At 62.7% G+C, this 14,938-nt stretch carries 15 protein-coding genes, 1 tRNA gene and 1 pseudogene; 6 read left to right on the forward strand and 11 right to left on the reverse strand.

Annotated elements, in window-relative coordinates; genetic code table 11:
- Window positions 1-10: 10 nt before the first annotated feature.
- The 5 genes from phoU to P3G66_RS02945 form a co-directional block, all read right to left on the reverse strand.
- Complete coding sequence (gene phoU, locus P3G66_RS02925) at window positions 11-706, reverse strand: phosphate signaling complex protein PhoU (RefSeq protein ID WP_003940130.1); 696 nt, start codon at window positions 704-706, stop codon at window positions 11-13.
- Window positions 707-778: 72 nt separating this feature from the next.
- Window positions 779-2,809 carry an LCP family protein gene (locus tag P3G66_RS02930; RefSeq protein WP_276116152.1) on the reverse strand — a complete coding sequence of 677 codons (2,031 nt, stop codon included), beginning with the start codon at window positions 2,807-2,809 and terminating at the stop codon, window positions 779-781.
- 150 nt (window positions 2,810-2,959) lie between these two features.
- The gene (dusB, locus tag P3G66_RS02935) at window positions 2,960-4,102 is read right to left on the reverse strand and encodes a tRNA dihydrouridine synthase DusB (RefSeq protein WP_003939756.1); all 1,143 of its coding nucleotides are present in this window, start codon (window positions 4,100-4,102) and stop codon (window positions 2,960-2,962) included.
- An 81-nt stretch (window positions 4,103-4,183) separates the two neighbouring features.
- The gene (locus tag P3G66_RS02940; protein ID WP_003940492.1) at window positions 4,184-5,143 is read right to left on the reverse strand and encodes an acyl-ACP desaturase; all 960 of its coding nucleotides are present in this window, start codon (window positions 5,141-5,143) and stop codon (window positions 4,184-4,186) included.
- A 131-nt stretch (window positions 5,144-5,274) separates the two neighbouring features.
- Window positions 5,275-6,150 (reverse strand): LysR family transcriptional regulator, encoded by an 876-nt coding sequence (locus P3G66_RS02945; protein WP_080726688.1) that lies wholly within the window; start codon window positions 6,148-6,150, stop codon window positions 5,275-5,277.
- Window positions 6,151-6,297: 147 nt separating this feature from the next.
- Here P3G66_RS02945 and P3G66_RS02950 point away from each other — a divergent pair, with 147 nt between their 5' ends.
- Window positions 6,298-7,482, forward strand: a complete 1,185-nt coding sequence (locus tag P3G66_RS02950) for an MFS transporter (RefSeq protein WP_167349871.1) — start codon at window positions 6,298-6,300, stop codon at window positions 7,480-7,482.
- A 56-nt stretch (window positions 7,483-7,538) separates the two neighbouring features.
- Here P3G66_RS02950 and P3G66_RS02955 read toward each other — a convergent pair whose 3' ends face one another.
- Window positions 7,539-8,129 (reverse strand): DUF937 domain-containing protein, encoded by a 591-nt coding sequence (locus tag P3G66_RS02955; RefSeq protein ID WP_003940105.1) that lies wholly within the window; start codon window positions 8,127-8,129, stop codon window positions 7,539-7,541.
- Between the two features lie 99 nt (window positions 8,130-8,228).
- The gene (locus P3G66_RS02960; protein ID WP_003939955.1) at window positions 8,229-8,675 is read right to left on the reverse strand and encodes a hypothetical protein; all 447 of its coding nucleotides are present in this window, start codon (window positions 8,673-8,675) and stop codon (window positions 8,229-8,231) included.
- A 99-nt stretch (window positions 8,676-8,774) separates the two neighbouring features.
- Here P3G66_RS02960 and P3G66_RS02965 point away from each other — a divergent pair, with 99 nt between their 5' ends.
- Window positions 8,775-9,152, forward strand: a complete 378-nt coding sequence (locus tag P3G66_RS02965; RefSeq protein ID WP_020908916.1) for an MmcQ/YjbR family DNA-binding protein — start codon at window positions 8,775-8,777, stop codon at window positions 9,150-9,152.
- 45 nt (window positions 9,153-9,197) lie between these two features.
- Window positions 9,198-9,782: a hypothetical protein gene (locus P3G66_RS02970; protein ID WP_003940111.1), complete on the forward strand. Its 585-nt coding sequence runs from the start codon at window positions 9,198-9,200 to the stop codon at window positions 9,780-9,782.
- 1 nt (window position 9,783) lies between these two features.
- On the opposite strand, the gene P3G66_RS02975 is transcribed toward P3G66_RS02970, so the two are convergent.
- The 3 genes from P3G66_RS02975 to P3G66_RS02985 form a co-directional block, all read right to left on the reverse strand.
- The gene (locus tag P3G66_RS02975; protein ID WP_276116153.1) at window positions 9,784-10,983 is read right to left on the reverse strand and encodes a low temperature requirement protein A; all 1,200 of its coding nucleotides are present in this window, start codon (window positions 10,981-10,983) and stop codon (window positions 9,784-9,786) included.
- A gap of 84 nt (window positions 10,984-11,067) precedes the next feature.
- The gene (locus tag P3G66_RS02980; RefSeq protein ID WP_276116269.1) at window positions 11,068-12,156 is read right to left on the reverse strand and encodes an NAD(P)-dependent alcohol dehydrogenase; all 1,089 of its coding nucleotides are present in this window, start codon (window positions 12,154-12,156) and stop codon (window positions 11,068-11,070) included.
- 29 nt (window positions 12,157-12,185) lie between these two features.
- Complete coding sequence (locus tag P3G66_RS02985; protein WP_007733878.1) at window positions 12,186-12,659, reverse strand: DUF4334 domain-containing protein; 474 nt, start codon at window positions 12,657-12,659, stop codon at window positions 12,186-12,188.
- 121 nt (window positions 12,660-12,780) lie between these two features.
- Here P3G66_RS02985 and P3G66_RS02990 point away from each other — a divergent pair, with 121 nt between their 5' ends.
- The 3 genes and pseudogenes from P3G66_RS02990 to P3G66_RS03000 all read left to right on the forward strand — a co-directional run bounded on the left by P3G66_RS02990 (window position 12,781) and on the right by P3G66_RS03000 (window position 14,765).
- Window positions 12,781-13,323: a TetR family transcriptional regulator gene (locus tag P3G66_RS02990; RefSeq protein WP_030535258.1), complete on the forward strand. Its 543-nt coding sequence runs from the start codon at window positions 12,781-12,783 to the stop codon at window positions 13,321-13,323.
- A 219-nt stretch (window positions 13,324-13,542) separates the two neighbouring features.
- Complete coding sequence (locus tag P3G66_RS02995) at window positions 13,543-13,851, forward strand: hypothetical protein (RefSeq protein WP_136470805.1); 309 nt, start codon at window positions 13,543-13,545, stop codon at window positions 13,849-13,851.
- 62 nt (window positions 13,852-13,913) lie between these two features.
- Window positions 13,914-14,765: pseudogene (locus P3G66_RS03000) on the forward strand (alpha/beta fold hydrolase).
- A gap of 88 nt (window positions 14,766-14,853) precedes the next feature.
- Here the strand turns inward: P3G66_RS03000 and P3G66_RS03005 are convergent.
- Window positions 14,854-14,926 (reverse strand) — tRNA-Lys (locus P3G66_RS03005).
- Between the last annotated feature and the right edge of the window lie 12 nt (window positions 14,927-14,938).

The raw sequence follows: 14,938 nt of genomic DNA on the forward strand, positions 1-14,938 counted from the left end.
ACGGTTGGGTTCAGAGATCCGGGTACGAGGTGAGGTTGTCGACCTTCTCGGTGGTTTCGGGCTCTTCGGGCAGCTTGCCGGTCACCAGGAAGATGACACGTCGGCCGACCTCGACGGCGTGGTCGGCGAATCGCTCGTAGAAGCGGCCGAGCAGCGTGACGTCGACTGCGGCGGCAACGCCGTGCTTCCACTCACGGTCCATGAGGACGGTGAAGAGGTGGCGGTGGAGGTCGTCCATCGCTTCGTCTTCTTCGCGCAGACGGGCAGCGCGCTCGGGGTCGCGGGTCTCGAGGACGACCTTGGCGGCCGCACCGATGGAGACAGCGATGCGTCCCATCTCGGCGAAGTAGCCGTTGACCTCTTCAGGAAGCACGTGGTTGGGATGTCGGCGGCGCGCGATCTTGGCGACGTGCAGGGCGAGTGCGCCCATGCGGTCGATGTCGGCGACGATCTGGATTCCGCTGACCACCGAGCGCAGATCTCCGGCAACGGGAGCCTGCAAGGCGAGCAACGCAAACGCGCGCTCCTCGCAGATGGTGCTGAGTTCGGTGATCTTGTCGTGTTCGCCGATTACTTGTTCTGCCAGGGACAGGTCTGCCTGGAGCAGGGACTGGGTGGCGCGCTCCATAGCGGCACCTGCCAGTCCTGCCATCTCGCCGAGCGTGTCTGCAAGCTCGGTCATCTGTTCGTTGTAAGCCACGCGCATGAGGTCAGAGCCTACGTGCCGTGAAAGACCAAGTCACAAGCACCAGGTGAACGCAAGGTGAATGAACGCGTGTCAGTCGCAGGTGGTGTCGCCGGCGTTGACGCTGGCGATGTCGGCGGGCAGAGCCGTCGAGGTGCTGGTGTCGACCGACGTCGGATTTGCCGCCAGGATGGTTCCCGGGTCCGCGGGGGCGACGACGGTGCCGGCGAAATTGCTTCCGACGACGACCTCGATCATGTCTCCCATGCTCGGAGCGAGAACCAGAACCGCGCCGGGAATCGAGGACGCGACGGTCACCGCTTCAGCCTCGTAACCTGCGGCGTAGCGCACGACGGTGGTCGACGCTTGGGCATTCGCCAGGCCGGTGGCTGCGCTGAAGTTACCGACTGTGGAGATCTGGAAACCGTAGGCCGCGAGGCTGTCGGCGATTGTCGCGGCCTGCCCGGCGATTCCCGAGGCGTTGGAGACGTCGACCGCGATGTTGTAGGCGCTCATTGCCTCGACGGAAGTGGCGGCCGGCGGCGTGCTGGACGTAGGAGCGGTTGTCGTGGAACTGGTCGACGACGGTGTGGTGTCCTCGCGCTCTTCACCCGGAAGCGGATCGTCGTCGATGATCGCCTGGAAGAGGGACTTGATCTCGTCCGTGCGAGGAATCTCGTTGCCCCAGTCGTTGGTGCCGTCCGTGGGGACCGTCAAGAACGTGACCGCGCCTGCGTCGACGTTCTGGAGCGAGCGACCGAGGGTGACCAGTGACTTGGTGTCGATGTTTTCGACGAACGTGTCGCTGGTGAAGGCGTTGATGAATCCGTTGAGCTTGCTCGGATTCAGGAGGACCTGGTTGGACAGGGCCGAGCGGAGCAGCGCCGACAGGAACTTCTGCTGACGGGTGATGCGCCCGTAGTCGCCGTTGCCCTCGGCTTCGACGTGGCGAGCACGCACGTAGTTGAGGGCGGTACGGCCGTCGAGCATCTGCGTGCCGCCGGAGGCGAGGACGGTTCCGAGGATGCCGTCTTCGATCGGTCCGGGGGAGCAGACGTTCACACCGCCGACGGTGTCGACCATGCGCTCGAAACCGGCGAAGTCCATTCCGACGAAGTGCCCGATTTTCAGGCCGGACATCTTCTGGATGACCTTGACCAGGCATTTGGGGCCACCGAGTGCGTACGTCGCATTGAGTTTGTCGCCGCTCGCTGCCGGGAAGGTTTCGCTGGTGTACTTGCCGGCGTCGTTGTCCCATCCCTGACAGATCGGACGTTCGACGTCGAGGTCACGCGGGAAGGAGACGGCGACGACGCGGCTTCGGTCGGCGGGAATGTTCACCAGCATGACCGTGTCGGCTCGGGCGCCTTCGGCGTCTTCGACGGTTCCGGCGCCGATCTCACCGCTCGCACCGGCGCGGGTATCGGTGCCGATGATCAGGTACGTCTCGTCGCCGAGTTGACCACCGGCGTCGATGATGTCGTCGGACTCGGTGTCGAGTGCCGCAATCTGATCGAATCCGCCTTCGACCGAGCGCAGATAGCCCCACACGACGCCGGTCAATGCGAGAGACATGACGGCCAGGAACGCTACTGCCGATCGGCCGATCACTTTTGCGCGATGGCGGCGGCGAATCTTGCTTTGCGCCAGACGAGTGGCGCCGGTGTCACCGACTACCCGCGGCACTGCGGAGGTGACGGGATGTTCTTCGGTGATCCAGTCCGCAGCGGCGGGCGGAACGGTCGGACGGGCGGGAATCGGCCGGGCGGGGGGCGGCGACGACGCTGCTGAAGATTGAGTCTTGGGTGGTACGGATTTGTTCGGCGCCGGCTTGGGCGGCGTAGCCGGGGCTGGTGGCGGCTTCTTGTCGCCTACCCGACGGACCAACTCGGCGACCGAAACAGAGTCGTCGGTCGGAGGCGAGTCCCGTCGCCCGGTACGTCCACTGCTGCGACGCTCCGGGGGACTGGGTGGTTGCGGTGTTGGTCGCTGGGGTGTGGCAGGGCGCTGGGGCGTTGCCGGTTGGTCCGGTCGGGCGTTGCGGAAGCGCTTGTCTGCGAGCGGACGTTCCCAGGGGGCGCGGCTCTCGGGCGGAGGTGGGCCCGAATCGTGATCATCACCCACCGATGCAACCTGTCCCGTCGTCGACTGTCAGTAACTCGTCATTCAGATGCCGGCGTCAACCGGTTGTCGACGAAGCTGGAGCCATATTACTGGTGAATCCTGAGTGCTTCACTCAGAAAGTGATGTGAGTAATCCGACGGCGTGTTTTCGCTAGCCACCAGAGTGCATCATGTCAGCTCCCACCGGCACAAGGTCGTCTTCGGGATCGTCGAGCCAACCTTCCGGGAGTGCTACCTGACCGGGTGAGCCTTGGCGTCCGCGCGGGCCTTCGGCGTCCTTGGGGAACGGGACGTCGTGGTCGAGCTGTCCGAGCAGATCGTCCAGTTCGGACAACGTGCTGACCAGAGCCATCGAGACCCGCAGATCCGATCCGACCGGGAACCCACGCATGTACCAGGAGACGTGCTTGCGAAGTTCGCGCAGACCCTTCATTTCACCGTGATGTGCGGCGAGCAGTTGGGCGTGACGGGCGATGATCTTGGTGACTTCGCCGAGCGTCGGCGGCGTGGCGATCTGTTGTCCGTTGAGAGCTGCGCTGAGTTCCGCGAACAGCCATGGCCGTCCGAGGCAGCCGCGTCCGACGACGACGCCGTCGCAGCCGGTCTCGTTCATCATGCGGGCAGCATCCGAGGCGTCGAAGATGTCGCCGTTGCCGAGGATCGGCACGTCGGTGACGTGTTCCTTGAGGCGCGTGATCTCGTTCCAGTCAGCAGTGCCGGAGTAGCGCTGCGACGCGGTACGTGCGTGAAGTGCGACGGCAGCGGCGCCTTCAGCTGCGGCGATCCGGCCTGCGTCGAGGTGCGTGTGATGTTCGGGGTCGATGCCGACGCGCATCTTGACGGTGACCGGAATGTCGGTGCCTTCGGTGGCGCGCACGGCTGCCGCGACGATCTGACCGAACAGTCGACGCTTGTACGGTAGCGCCGATCCGCCGCCCTTGCGGGTCACCTTGGGTACCGGGCAGCCGAAGTTCATGTCGATGTGATCGGCCATGTTCTCGTCGACGATCATCTTGGCCGCGGCGTAAGTCGTATCCGGGTCGACGGTGTACAGCTGCAGCGACCTGGGCGTTTCGGTCGGACCGAACGTGGTCATGTGCATCGTGGCGGGTTGGCGTTCGACGAGCGCGCGGGCGGTGACCATCTCGCAGACGTAGAGCCCGGACGTGCTGCCTGCACGTTCGAGTTCGAGTTCACGGCACAGCGTGCGGAAGGCGACGTTGGTGACGCCCGCCATGGGTGCGAGGACCACGGGGCTGTGCAGCTCGAGTGAACCGATACGAAGGGATGACATGTCTACCTCTGAACAAATACTTGTGACAATTGGAAGTGCCCGGTACCGAATCCGGTACCGGGCACAGAATAGCTGGTGAAACTAAGAAGCCTGCTGTTCGCGCTTGGCGGCTTCGCGTGCGAGCATGCGATCGCGCTGTTCCTCGAACTTCGTCGCGTTGGCGGCGAGTGTCTCGAGGAAGGCCGCCAACTCTTCGCGCGTGTTCTCGCCTTCGGCGCTGAAATCGTTGCGCTCGAAGATGTTCCACTTACGCAGGACAGGCCAGACGACCTCGTCGAGGTGCTGGCGAAGGTCGTAGATGCCGTGCTTGGCCATGAGGGCGCCGTTGCGGCGGAAGTTCGGCATGCCGGCACCGGGCATCTGGAAGTTCTGGACGATGTTCGCCACAGCCTTGAGCGCCTGATCGGGAGCAAGATCGAGCGCGGCGGCGCAGATGTTGCGGTAGAAAATCATGTGCAGGTTCTCGTCGGCGGCGATGCGCTGAAGCATCTTGTCGGCAATCGGCTCGTCGCAGGCCTTGCCGGTGTTGCGGTGGCTGACGCGCGTCGCGAGTTCCTGGAAGGTCACGTAGGCGACCGAGTGCAGCAGGCCGGCGTCGCCCTCGTCGATGGGTGCGCTGTAACCGTTTGTCATGTGTTCCATGCGGAAGCGCTCGAGCTCGACGGGGTCGACTGCGCGCGTGACGACGAGGTAGTCACGCATCACGATGCCGTGGCGGTTCTCCTCGGCGGTCCACCGGCCGACCCACGTTCCCCAGGCACCGTCCTGCGAAAAGTTCTCGGCGATCTCACGGTGGTACGACGGCAGGTTGTCCTCGGTGAGCAGGTTGGTGATCATCGCGGCGCGAGCTACCTCGCCGAGTTGTGACTGTTCGAGACTCCAGTCTTCGCCGCCCATGGCTGCGAAGTTACGGCCCTCGTCCCACGGAACGTAGTCGTGTGGATGCCATTCCTTGGCCATGGAGATGTGGCGGTTGACGTTCTCCTCGGCAACCGGCTGCAGCTCTTGTAGCAGCTCCAGCTGCGTCAGAATCCTCGTCATTTCTTGCCTCCATGTTGAGTGAATGCGCGACTTCGCCCCAGCCTACGGCACCGTAGGTTTGAAAAGAATGGCATGAAAATTGCTCCCCTCGAGGGATGTTACCGATCCGTAGTTATCCGGGGGCACTTTCACTACCAAGTCGTTCTTTCGACGTAGTCGCGGAACGTCCGGGCGGGATCGGACAGCTTGCGACTCTTCGACCAGATCAGCCCTATTTTTCGCTGTGCTCCTTCGATCGGTACATAGACGACTCCTTCGGCCCAGATCGGTGGATCCTGAACCGGCATGACCGAGACACCGAAGGACGCGGAGACCAGTCCGCCGACCGTTGCCAGCTCGCTGCTCTCGAAGACGAAATTCGGAGTGAATCCTGCGGCCGCGCACAGTTCATCGAGAATTCTTCGCATCCCGAAGTTCGGATGCATACCGATGAACGGTTCGTCGGCCGCGTCCGCAAGCTCGACCGAATGCAACTTCGCAAAGCGATGATCAGCCGGAACAGCCAATGCCAGTGACTGCTGGGCGATCTGCATCCACGCCACCTGCGGATCGCGCGGCTGAGGCGAGACGACGGCCAGGTCGGACGTGCCGGCGGCGATTCTGTCGACCAGGAACTGCGCGCTGTCCTGATGCAGTTCGAATCGCACTCCGGGATACTCGACGCGGTATCCGCGCAGCATGTGCGGCACCAACCAGGTGCCGAACGAGTGGAGGAAGTCGAGTCGGACCGTGCCGCTCTCGGGGCTCGCCAGCGACTGGATTTCGGTCTGCGCGGCGTCGAGGGCACGCAGTGCGATGCGAGCATGTCGATAGAGGATCTCGCCGTACCGGTTCAGTTCGAGTCGGCGTCCCTGACGGTCGAAGAGTGTCACGCCGATCTGTCGTTCGAGGCGAGCGAGTTTGCGCGAAAGGGTCGGCTGCGACAGGTGAGTCAGATCCGCGGTAGCGGTCACCTGTTGGGTTTCGGCGAGCACGACAAACCATTCGAGGTCTTCGGTCAGCATCACGAACCCAATCTATATACCCCCAGAGCATATAGAACACCAAGTTTATGCATTTTCTTTTGCCAAGTCGGGGCGGGAGGATTCTTGCCGGAGGTAAGTGATGCCTGGAGGTACGTGGTGACTGTCGAGAATGTGATCGAATCCGAAGTGATGCCGCTTCGCCGCGGAACATCGGGATATCGAACCGTGACCGTTGCGTTGTTCGCGGCCGGGCTGTCGACGTTCATCTCGATGTACGCGGCACAGGCGTTGCTGCCTGCGTTCGCCGAAGACTTCCACGTCTCGCCTGCGGTGTCTGCGCTGTCCGTCTCGGCGACGACGGGCATGTTGGCGTTGGCAATCATTCCGGCCAGTGCGCTCTCCGAGCGCTTCGGTCGCACGCGGGTGATGATCGCGTCGGCGTCGGCGTCCTGTGTGATCGGTTTACTTCTGCCGCTGAGTCCGACGATCGAGGTTCTGCTGGTCGGACGCGCAGCACAAGGATTGGCTCTGGCCGGTGTCCCGGCGGTGGCGATGGCCTATCTGGCCGAGGAGGTCGATCGGAAGGACCTCGGTGCAGCGATGGGAAGGTACGTCGCCGGCACGACGATCGGTGGGCTGATCGGACGGCTCGTGCCGTCGGCCGTCGTCGATTTCAGTACGTGGCGTTGGGCGCTGTTGACTGCGTCCGCGCTGTCGGCATTGTTCGCGCTCAACATGATCCGGCGGCTTCCCGCGTCGAAGTTCTTTCGCCCGCAACCGATATCGGCGCGCACGATCGCGTCGAATCTACGACGCCACCTTGCGAACCCGTCGCTGCGAACACTCTTCGCTTTGGGATTCATCCTGATGGGCGGCTTCGTGTCGATTTACAACTTCCTCGGGTTTCGGCTCACGGCAGCACCTTTCGGCCTTCCTGAAGCGCTTGTGGGCCTGGTGTTCCTTTTCTACCTTGCCGGAACTTTCACCTCGGCGGTAGCCGGCGGGGCCTCTGACCGACTGGGTAGGCGCAGCGTGCTGCTCGGGTCGGTTGTCGTCATCGGTATCGGCCTGGCACTGACCGTTCCGGACAATCTGGCGTTGACGCTCGTGGGGATGCTGCTCTTCACCGGAGGATTCTTCGCCGCGCATTCGGTGGCCAGCGGTTGGGTGGGGCTGATCGCTACCGATCACCGGGCCGAGGCGTCGGCGTTGTATCTGTTTGCCTACTACGCGGGTTCGTCCGTGGCGGGCGCCCTCGCGGGTCTTGCATACGCGGGTGGCGGTTGGGTCGGGGTCAGTACTTTTGTGGGCGCGCTGCTGTTGGTTGCGTTTGCCTTGTCACTGAGGATGTTTCGATCTTCGACGATTGACTGAACAGAGCACTGCGGCGACCCCGAACGGGATCGCCGCAGTGCGTTCTGTCGAGCGTCTTACTTCTTGCCGCCGCCGAGGAGGCCGCCGAGCAGGTCTCCGAGGCCGCCGCCACCGGATCCACCCAGGATGCCGCCGAGTGCGCCGCCGATGCCGCCGCCGGAATTGCCGCCGCCGCCGAGAATTCCGCCGAGGAGATCCCCGAGCCCGCCGCCACCGGAGGCCTGAGTCTGCGCGCCGGCACCGCCACCGGTGAACTGCTTGGCGAGGTAGGCCAGGACGATGGGAGCGAGGATCGGCAGCAACTGCTTCACCAGATCGTTTCCACCGCCGCCACCGACACCGCCCAGTGCGCTGGCGACCTGATCGGTGTTGCCGCCGAAGATGTTCGAGACGATCTTCTGACCGTCAGCGGTGTCGACTTTGCTGATGTCGACGCCGTCGTCGAGAAGGCTGGTGTCGGCGTGAGACTGCAACGCGCTTTCCAGCGAGGCTGCACCGGCGGGATCCTGCGCGTTGGCGCCGAGGCCACCGACGAGGGTCGGAAGTGCAGTCTTGACCGCCGATTCGGCAGTTGCCTGGTCGACGCCGAGTTGCTGCGCGATCTGGTCGATGGGGATCTGGGATAGAAGGTCGTCAAGCGATGCCATTGATGCCCTACCTCTTCTGGGGTACTACTCGTCAGTACCCGGCTGTTGCAGACACTAGTGAATGTCGGCGTCGACGGTAACCCTCCGGTTGCCGAGCGGTCAGGCTCGGGTCTTCTCGCGGGGGACCAGGCACGCTAGGAGAGCGAGAATCAGTCCGCCGGCCGTCAGAATGAATCCTGTCTGATTTGTCAGGATCGTGGAGTAGTTTTCCCTGATGACATTGTCGAACTGATCGTTCACGCGGTAGTAGAACGTGCCAAGAGTCCCCAATCCCACGATAATTCCGATCCATGCTGCGATGCGAGAACCGAACAATGCGGCGATCAGAATCAATACGGCGGCGGCGAGCAGAAGTATCGCCATCGACCGGTAGAAGGTCACGGACTGATCGCCGAGTTGCTCGATTGCCCACCCGGCCGGAAAGCCGTCCCGCAGGTCCTCGAGGCGAACGTTGTCGGGTTTGACCCCGGCCAGTACGTACATGAACGAGCCGACGGCAACGGCGATTCCACAAATGAGCAGAACGAGATGAACTAACGTGCGCATGCCAGTCTCCCTGTGTTCGGAGTTCGGTGACGCGGTCGTCGCCGAGCCTAGCTGTGTCGCGGGTGTCAAGCTCGGTATCGGGCGTGCAGAATCGTCTCCATGCCCGACAACATGCGTCGACTCGAAGAGATCTCGCTGTCGCTGCCGGAAGCGGAGCGCGTCGACATCGAAGCGTGGGACGGCCACCCGACGTTCCGGGTCCGCGGCAAGAACTTCGTGTTCTGCAACCTCGAAGCCACCTCCTTGACCGTCAAGCTGAGCAAGGAGGAAGCCGAAGCGGTGGTGGCCACCGAACCAGGCGCAAGTGCTGCGGGCTACGGACTCGGTCGACACGGGTGGGTTGCACTCGACATCGGCACCGACGTTTCCGAGGAGAAATGGTCGCAACTGGAGGAGTGGATCTACACCTCGTTCACCCTCGTTGCGCCGAAGCGGCTTGCCCGGATCGTTCTCGATGCGGATGAGGAACGCCCGTAACGGATAGATTCGTCAGTACAGACGCCGACTAGACGAGGAATTGTCATGACGACACCGGAAACTTCACCGGCCACCGCAAAACCGGGCATGCCGCCGTGGGCGAAGAAGGCCATCGGGATCGCAGTGATGGCGGTGGTCCTGGTCATCGCTTACTTCATCCTTGCCGCCTTCCTTCCGCGTTGGTGGGCGCAGCGCATTGCGTCGTTGGCGAACGGCAGTTTCAGCGCCGGAATCGCGTGGGGGCTGCTGTTCGGTCTCGTGTGCACCCTGGTCCCGCTCATCTTCTTCCGGGCGGTCTGGCAGGTGCGCAAGCGCAAGCATGCTCGAATCATGCAGATCACGGCTCTCGCGTTGGGTGTGATCTTCGCGCTGCCGAATCTGCTCTCTCTGACAGTTGTTCTCGGCAACAACAACGCTGCGCATGCGGGCGAGCGGATCCTCGACGTCGACGGCCCCGGATTCCGCGGAGCATCCGTTGTCGGTGCCGTCCTGGGCGTTGCGTTGTTCCTTGGACTTGTCGCGCTCGGCTACATGTACAAAAAGCGTGGAAAGGATCTCGACAAGATGCGCGGTGAGCTCAAGCAGCACGAGCCGCAGAGCAAGGGCGAGGCTCCGGCTCCGGAAATCTGAGTCAGCTCTTCGACCGAGTACTCAGGCCGACACCGACTCCGACGGTTCCCGCCGCCACCAGTCCGGCGAGCGGGACCGCCCAGTGTCCGGCAAATGTGCAGGCGAGAACCAGGATTGCGCTCACCGGTAGAACGGCCTGCTCGATCCTGTCGCGCTTGAAGTGGCGTGAATGCATGAGCCACACGAAGATCAGGAACATCGCGGCCGGAATCGTGACCGCGGCAGATGCTGCGAACGTCGAAATGTGCGCTTCGCCAACTGCTTCCTCGACGGCTACTTCGATGCCGGCGCCGATGGCCGCAGCGGATCCGAATACGAAGTAGTGCCCGTATCCCCACAACAGGACGGCGCGATTGCCCTGGTCTGCGAGGTACTCGTGGATCGGGACGGCGAAGTAGATCCACAACGCGGAGAACACGATCAGAACTCCGCCGACGGCAATCGGAATCAGTAGATCGGCGGCGTCGAAATCCCGGATGCCGGATTGGACCGCGATGGTCGCGGCAGCGATGGTTTCGCCGAGCATGATGATGGTGAAGAGGCCGTAGCGTTCGGCGATGTGATGCGGGTGCGACGGCGTCTGGTGGTTGCGTTCGGCGATCGCCGGCACCGCGAGTTCGGCGATCATGAGAACGAAGAAGCCCGGAATCCACGCCGACGCCGACATCAGGAGCAGCACGATCCAGCCGGCCTGGACGATCACGAGCCCGGCGGCATATTGCAGAGCAGTGGTTCGCGCTGCACCGGATTCACCGCTGGCGGCTCGAAGCCATTGGCAGGTGAGCGCAATTCGCATGATGAGGTAGCCGACGATGGCCGTCGTACGGTCGGTTCCGTCGAATGCGTCGGGGATTCCCGCGGCGAAGACGAGCACGCCACAAATCTGTACGAAGGTCGCGACCCGGTAGGGGACGTCGTCCGTGTCGTAGGCAGACGCGAACCAGGTGAAGTTCACCCACGCCCACCACAGCGCGAAGAAGACGAACATATAGCCGGCGATGCCGTCGGCGTAGTGGCCCTCGGCAACAGCATGCACCAGTTGAACTCCGGCCTGTGCGGCTGCAACCACGAAACACAGGTCGAAGAACAGTTCGAGTGGTGTCGATGCGCGATGGTTCTCGTCGCGGCTGCGTGCGCGCATCCGGATGATCGGCATAACGGCCCGGCCGTGGCCCGCGCCCGTACTGGTGTGTTCTGTCATCGTCCCCACCTTGCTCCGACGTCTAGTGCAGGAGCGCAGTCTAGGGCGAATTCCGTCGGGTCGACGAATGAGACATTTCGCCCCTCACCACACGAGAACGGGTTTGATGACGCGCCCCGACGCTTGATCTTCGACGGCTTTGTTGATGTCGGAGAAGGCGTAGCGCGTCACCAAGCGGTCGATCGGAAACCGGCCACCAGTGAAGAGCTCGACGAGTTCGGGGATGAACGTCGAGACTTCCGACTCTCCTTCGATGCATCCTCGAATTGTCTTTCCGCTCAGCATGATGTCGGCCATGTTCATCTCGACCGTGGACGCTCCGAGTCCGACTACCGCCAGTGTTCCCCGTGCTCGAAGTGATGTGACGGCTTGATTGATCACGGAGCCGATTCCGGTGGTGTCGAGGGAATGTGTCGAACCTCCGTCGGTGGCGGCGCGTACTGCTTCGACCGCGTCCTCGGTGGTCGGATCGACAGTGACGGCGCCGAATTCCTCGGCGAGTTCGCGCCGCTGCGCAACGGGGTCCACGGCGACCAGGGTGGAAACGCCGGCAGCCCTCGCCGCCAGCAGCGCTGCGAGTCCGACGCTGCCTGCCCCGAAAACGGCAAACGTCGAGTCGGGCTCGGGGCGAGGTAGATTCAGCACTGCACCCGCGCCGGTTTGAAATCCGTAGCCGAGGGGAGCCGCGACGGTCAGGTCCACCGCAGGATCGACGACGACGGTGTTGTCGGCAGAGGCGATGACGTATTCCGCGAAGCTGGACTGGCCGAAGAAGGCGGACCGTAGCGGGGTTCCGTCTCGCCGGATCGGCGTCGAGCCGTCGGTGCGTGCGCCAGAGCTGTTGAGCGCGTGTGAGCTTTCGCAGTACGCCCGATGACCGCTGAGACATTGCCTGCACGCACCGCAACTGCGATAGCTCAACAACACGTGATCGCCGGGCACGACCTTGTCGATCGCCGAGCCGACGGCCTCGACCACCCCCGCCCCTTCGTGCCCGAACACGCAGGGGCCGAGTCGTTCCGGCAGCACCGACTTCGTGAACAGATCTGTGTGGCACAGGCCGGTCGCGACGATGCGAACCAGGATCTCGTCTGCGCGGGGTTCGTCGATCTCGACGGTGTCGAGTGTGAAGGGGGAGTGCGGGCCGTGTGAGAGCGCCGCTGTCATCTGCATGGCGGACGTCGAATTCTGTTCGGCGCGAATCACGCTCGCTCGAGCAGGAAGTAGTAGTGCTGTCCGCCGTCGAGAACCAACGCCGATTTTCCGTTCATGATGCCCATGAGCGTCGAATCGTCGACTTTCTTGAAATGGTCGAAGATCGGCGCGCCGTCGTAGACCATCGTCGCCGTGACTTCGCCACGAAACTCGATGTTCCACAGACTTGCCTCGCCATTGCCGCTCTTGACGTCGGAGTAGAGGTTGCCGTCTTCGTCTCGGCAGATCAACGGCTTGGCGTCCTCGACCGAGTTGAAGGTCTTGCCGTACCAACGGCTCGCGAACAGCTTTTCGTGAAGACGGTGACCGGTGGCGAAGTCGTCACCCTTCCACTCGCCGAGGATTTCTTCGGCGGCGACGGTTTCCAGCGCGGCCCACACTTCGTCGAGTTCTGCTGGTGATACACCACTTTCCGCAGCACGGAGCCGGGCGAAAGCAGTTCGGGCTTCGTCGAGATTCATGTCTCTCCTCGAGTTGACGGTAAGTGGCACGACTTGTTCGCGAACCAAATTGTTCGTCAACTCTGCACGCTACGCCGAACCGGATGGTTCGGCAACGGTCGATTCGTTCTAGGCTGTGAACATGCGCTCAGCAGGGGAAGCTACGAGGGACCGCATTCTGGCGGCCGCAAAGGACGAATTTGCCACGTACGGGCTGGCCGGCGCGCGGATCAATCGGATCGCCGCGCAAGCGCGTGCCAGCAAAGACCGTCTCTATGCGTACTTCGCAAGCAAGGAAGAGTTGTTCGCTGCCGTGACCGAACAGTGGACGTCCGAAACAACAGCGGAGACAGCACTTCGAGGTGACGACTTGCCGGGCTATGCAGGTCGCCTCTTCGACAACTACGTTGCCCATCCCGAGAACGCCCGATTGCAGCAATGGGCGGATCTCGAAGCGCCGGACGTCATGAGCGAGGACGACATACGAAGCAAGACCTTCCGGCCTAAAGTTGCGGAAATCCGCAAGGGGCAGCTCGAGGGGCACATCGACCCCGCGTGGAATCCCACGGAGTTGATCCTGCTGATCACGGATATCGCCCGGATGCTCGCGCTCAAGTCGTCTCGTTCCATCCCTCGACGTCGGGAGGCGGCAGTCGAGGCGGTTCGGCGTTTGATTGTGGCTTAGCGAGTCCAAACGCGAACGTCCACGCCCGTCGCTGTGTGGTTGCCCGGATTTACGGATTTCTCAGTAACGGTGCGTACGTTGGGCGTCGGCTCGTTGACGCCCTCGGGATGTTGACGTGCCGCCAAAACTTTTGTCGTCGACTGTTCAGATGCTGGTGAGCAAAAGGATCGCGGCCGGCCACCCTGACTGAATATCGTCGACGCCGAGCGTGTTCCTTCGGTGCGCGCACCTGTTCAGCATCTGGAGTGGACCCGTGTCGAAGTGGCCGTGCATATGAAGATCTCGAAGAAGGTAGCGCTGGTCGTTGTGGCTGCTTGCGCCCTGACGTTGGGATCGGCGCAAGTCGGAACCGCCCGCGCGGATGCGCCGGTCAAGGTCAGCGTGGCCGGTCATGTGGTGAGCGCCGGGCACTTCGAGCAGGTGCGGCGCCCCAACCGGTGTGTGAAGGCCGGGACAGGGAAGTCGAAACCGAGCGAGCAGAAGTCCACGAATCGCAGTGGGCGTCGAGGCAGCGGGGGATGCTTCTGACAGTGATTGCGAAGTTCCGCAATCAGCCGTCGCAAATCTGTAACACGTTCTAATCTTGCGGTATGGACGTGACTTACGAAGGGACCAAACGCGAAGTCGCTACTGACAAGGGGACTTTGCGCTATCACGAGGCGGGCGATGGTCCGCCGTTGATCCTGTTGCACGGCTCCGGGATCGGCGTGAGTGGATGGCGGAATTACCGGGGGAACCTCGAGGTGTTCGCAAAGCACTTCCACTGCTACCTCCTGGAGTTCCCGGGGTTCGGCGTGAGCGATGCCGTCGACGGTCATCCAGTTCTCACGGCAACCTCGGCGGTGGTTCGATTCATGGATGCGCTGGGAATCGAATCCGCTGCGATGATCGGCAATTCGATGGGCGGAGTTGTCGGGGTCAACGTCGCGATGAGGTTCCCTGACCGCGTCCGCAGATTGGTCACCATCGGAGGCGTGGGCCCGAACATCTTCAGTCAGAACCCGAGCGAAGGTACGCGTCTCCTCCAGTAGTTCGCCGACGCTCCCAGCCGTGAGAAGTTGGTTCGCTGGCTCGAGTGCATGGTTTACGACAGATCCGTGATCACCGAGGAGCGGATCGAGGAACGATGGCAAACGGCCAACGATCCGGCCTCGCACCAGGCATTGACCGCGATGTACGGATCCAAAGCCTTTGCCGCTCAGCAGCAGATGATGTCCAACTCGGATGTGCCGCCGTACTGGTCGATGATGCACAAGGTGCAATGCCCGACCTTGCTGACATGGGGACTCGATGATCGGCAGTGTCCACCGGACATGCCGATGATTCCGATGCGACTGATTCCGAACGCCGAACTGCATGTATTTCCGAACTGCGGGCACTGGGTGATGATCGAAGCCAAGGAGGCATTCGAGCGCGTGACCCTCGAGTTCCTGCTTCGATGACCTGCTGATGCATTCATGTGGCACGAATCGATGTGGCACGAATGCACAAGACCCGGCGCCTCCGAATGAGGCGCCGGGTCTGCATTTGTGCCCCCAGTAGGACTCGAACCTACGACCTGCGGATTAAAAGTCCGTAGCTCTACCAACTGAGCTATAGGGGCGCGGCGCAGAGT

The organism is Rhodococcus sp. C3V, assembly GCF_029269915.1.
GTDB classification, from domain to species: domain Bacteria; phylum Actinomycetota; class Actinomycetes; order Mycobacteriales; family Mycobacteriaceae; genus Rhodococcus_F; species Rhodococcus_F qingshengii.

Excerpts from the sequence above, each read along its gene's own strand:
- phoU (WP_003940130.1), bottom strand. The coding sequence starts at position 706 with ATGCGCGTGGCTTACAACGAACAGATGACCGAGCTTGCAGACACGCTC.
- dusB (WP_003939756.1), bottom strand. The coding sequence starts at position 4,102 with ATGTCATCCCTTCGTATCGGTTCACTCGAGCTGCACAGCCCCGTGGTC.
- P3G66_RS02940 (WP_003940492.1), bottom strand. The coding sequence starts at position 5,143 with ATGACGAGGATTCTGACGCAGCTGGAGCTGCTACAAGAGCTGCAGCCG.
- P3G66_RS02950 (WP_167349871.1), top strand. The coding sequence starts at position 6,298 with ATGCCGCTTCGCCGCGGAACATCGGGATATCGAACCGTGACCGTTGCG.
- P3G66_RS02955 (WP_003940105.1), bottom strand. The coding sequence starts at position 8,129 with ATGGCATCGCTTGACGACCTTCTATCCCAGATCCCCATCGACCAGATC.
- P3G66_RS02960 (WP_003939955.1), bottom strand. The coding sequence starts at position 8,675 with ATGCGCACGTTAGTTCATCTCGTTCTGCTCATTTGTGGAATCGCCGTT.
- P3G66_RS02965 (WP_020908916.1), top strand. The coding sequence starts at position 8,775 with ATGCCCGACAACATGCGTCGACTCGAAGAGATCTCGCTGTCGCTGCCG.
- P3G66_RS02970 (WP_003940111.1), top strand. The coding sequence starts at position 9,198 with ATGACGACACCGGAAACTTCACCGGCCACCGCAAAACCGGGCATGCCG.
- P3G66_RS02975 (WP_276116153.1), bottom strand. The coding sequence starts at position 10,983 with ATGACAGAACACACCAGTACGGGCGCGGGCCACGGCCGGGCCGTTATG.
- P3G66_RS02980 (WP_276116269.1), bottom strand. The coding sequence starts at position 12,156 with ATGCAGATGACAGCGGCGCTCTCACACGGCCCGCACTCCCCCTTCACA.
- P3G66_RS02985 (WP_007733878.1), bottom strand. The coding sequence starts at position 12,659 with ATGAATCTCGACGAAGCCCGAACTGCTTTCGCCCGGCTCCGTGCTGCG.
- P3G66_RS02990 (WP_030535258.1), top strand. The coding sequence starts at position 12,781 with ATGCGCTCAGCAGGGGAAGCTACGAGGGACCGCATTCTGGCGGCCGCA.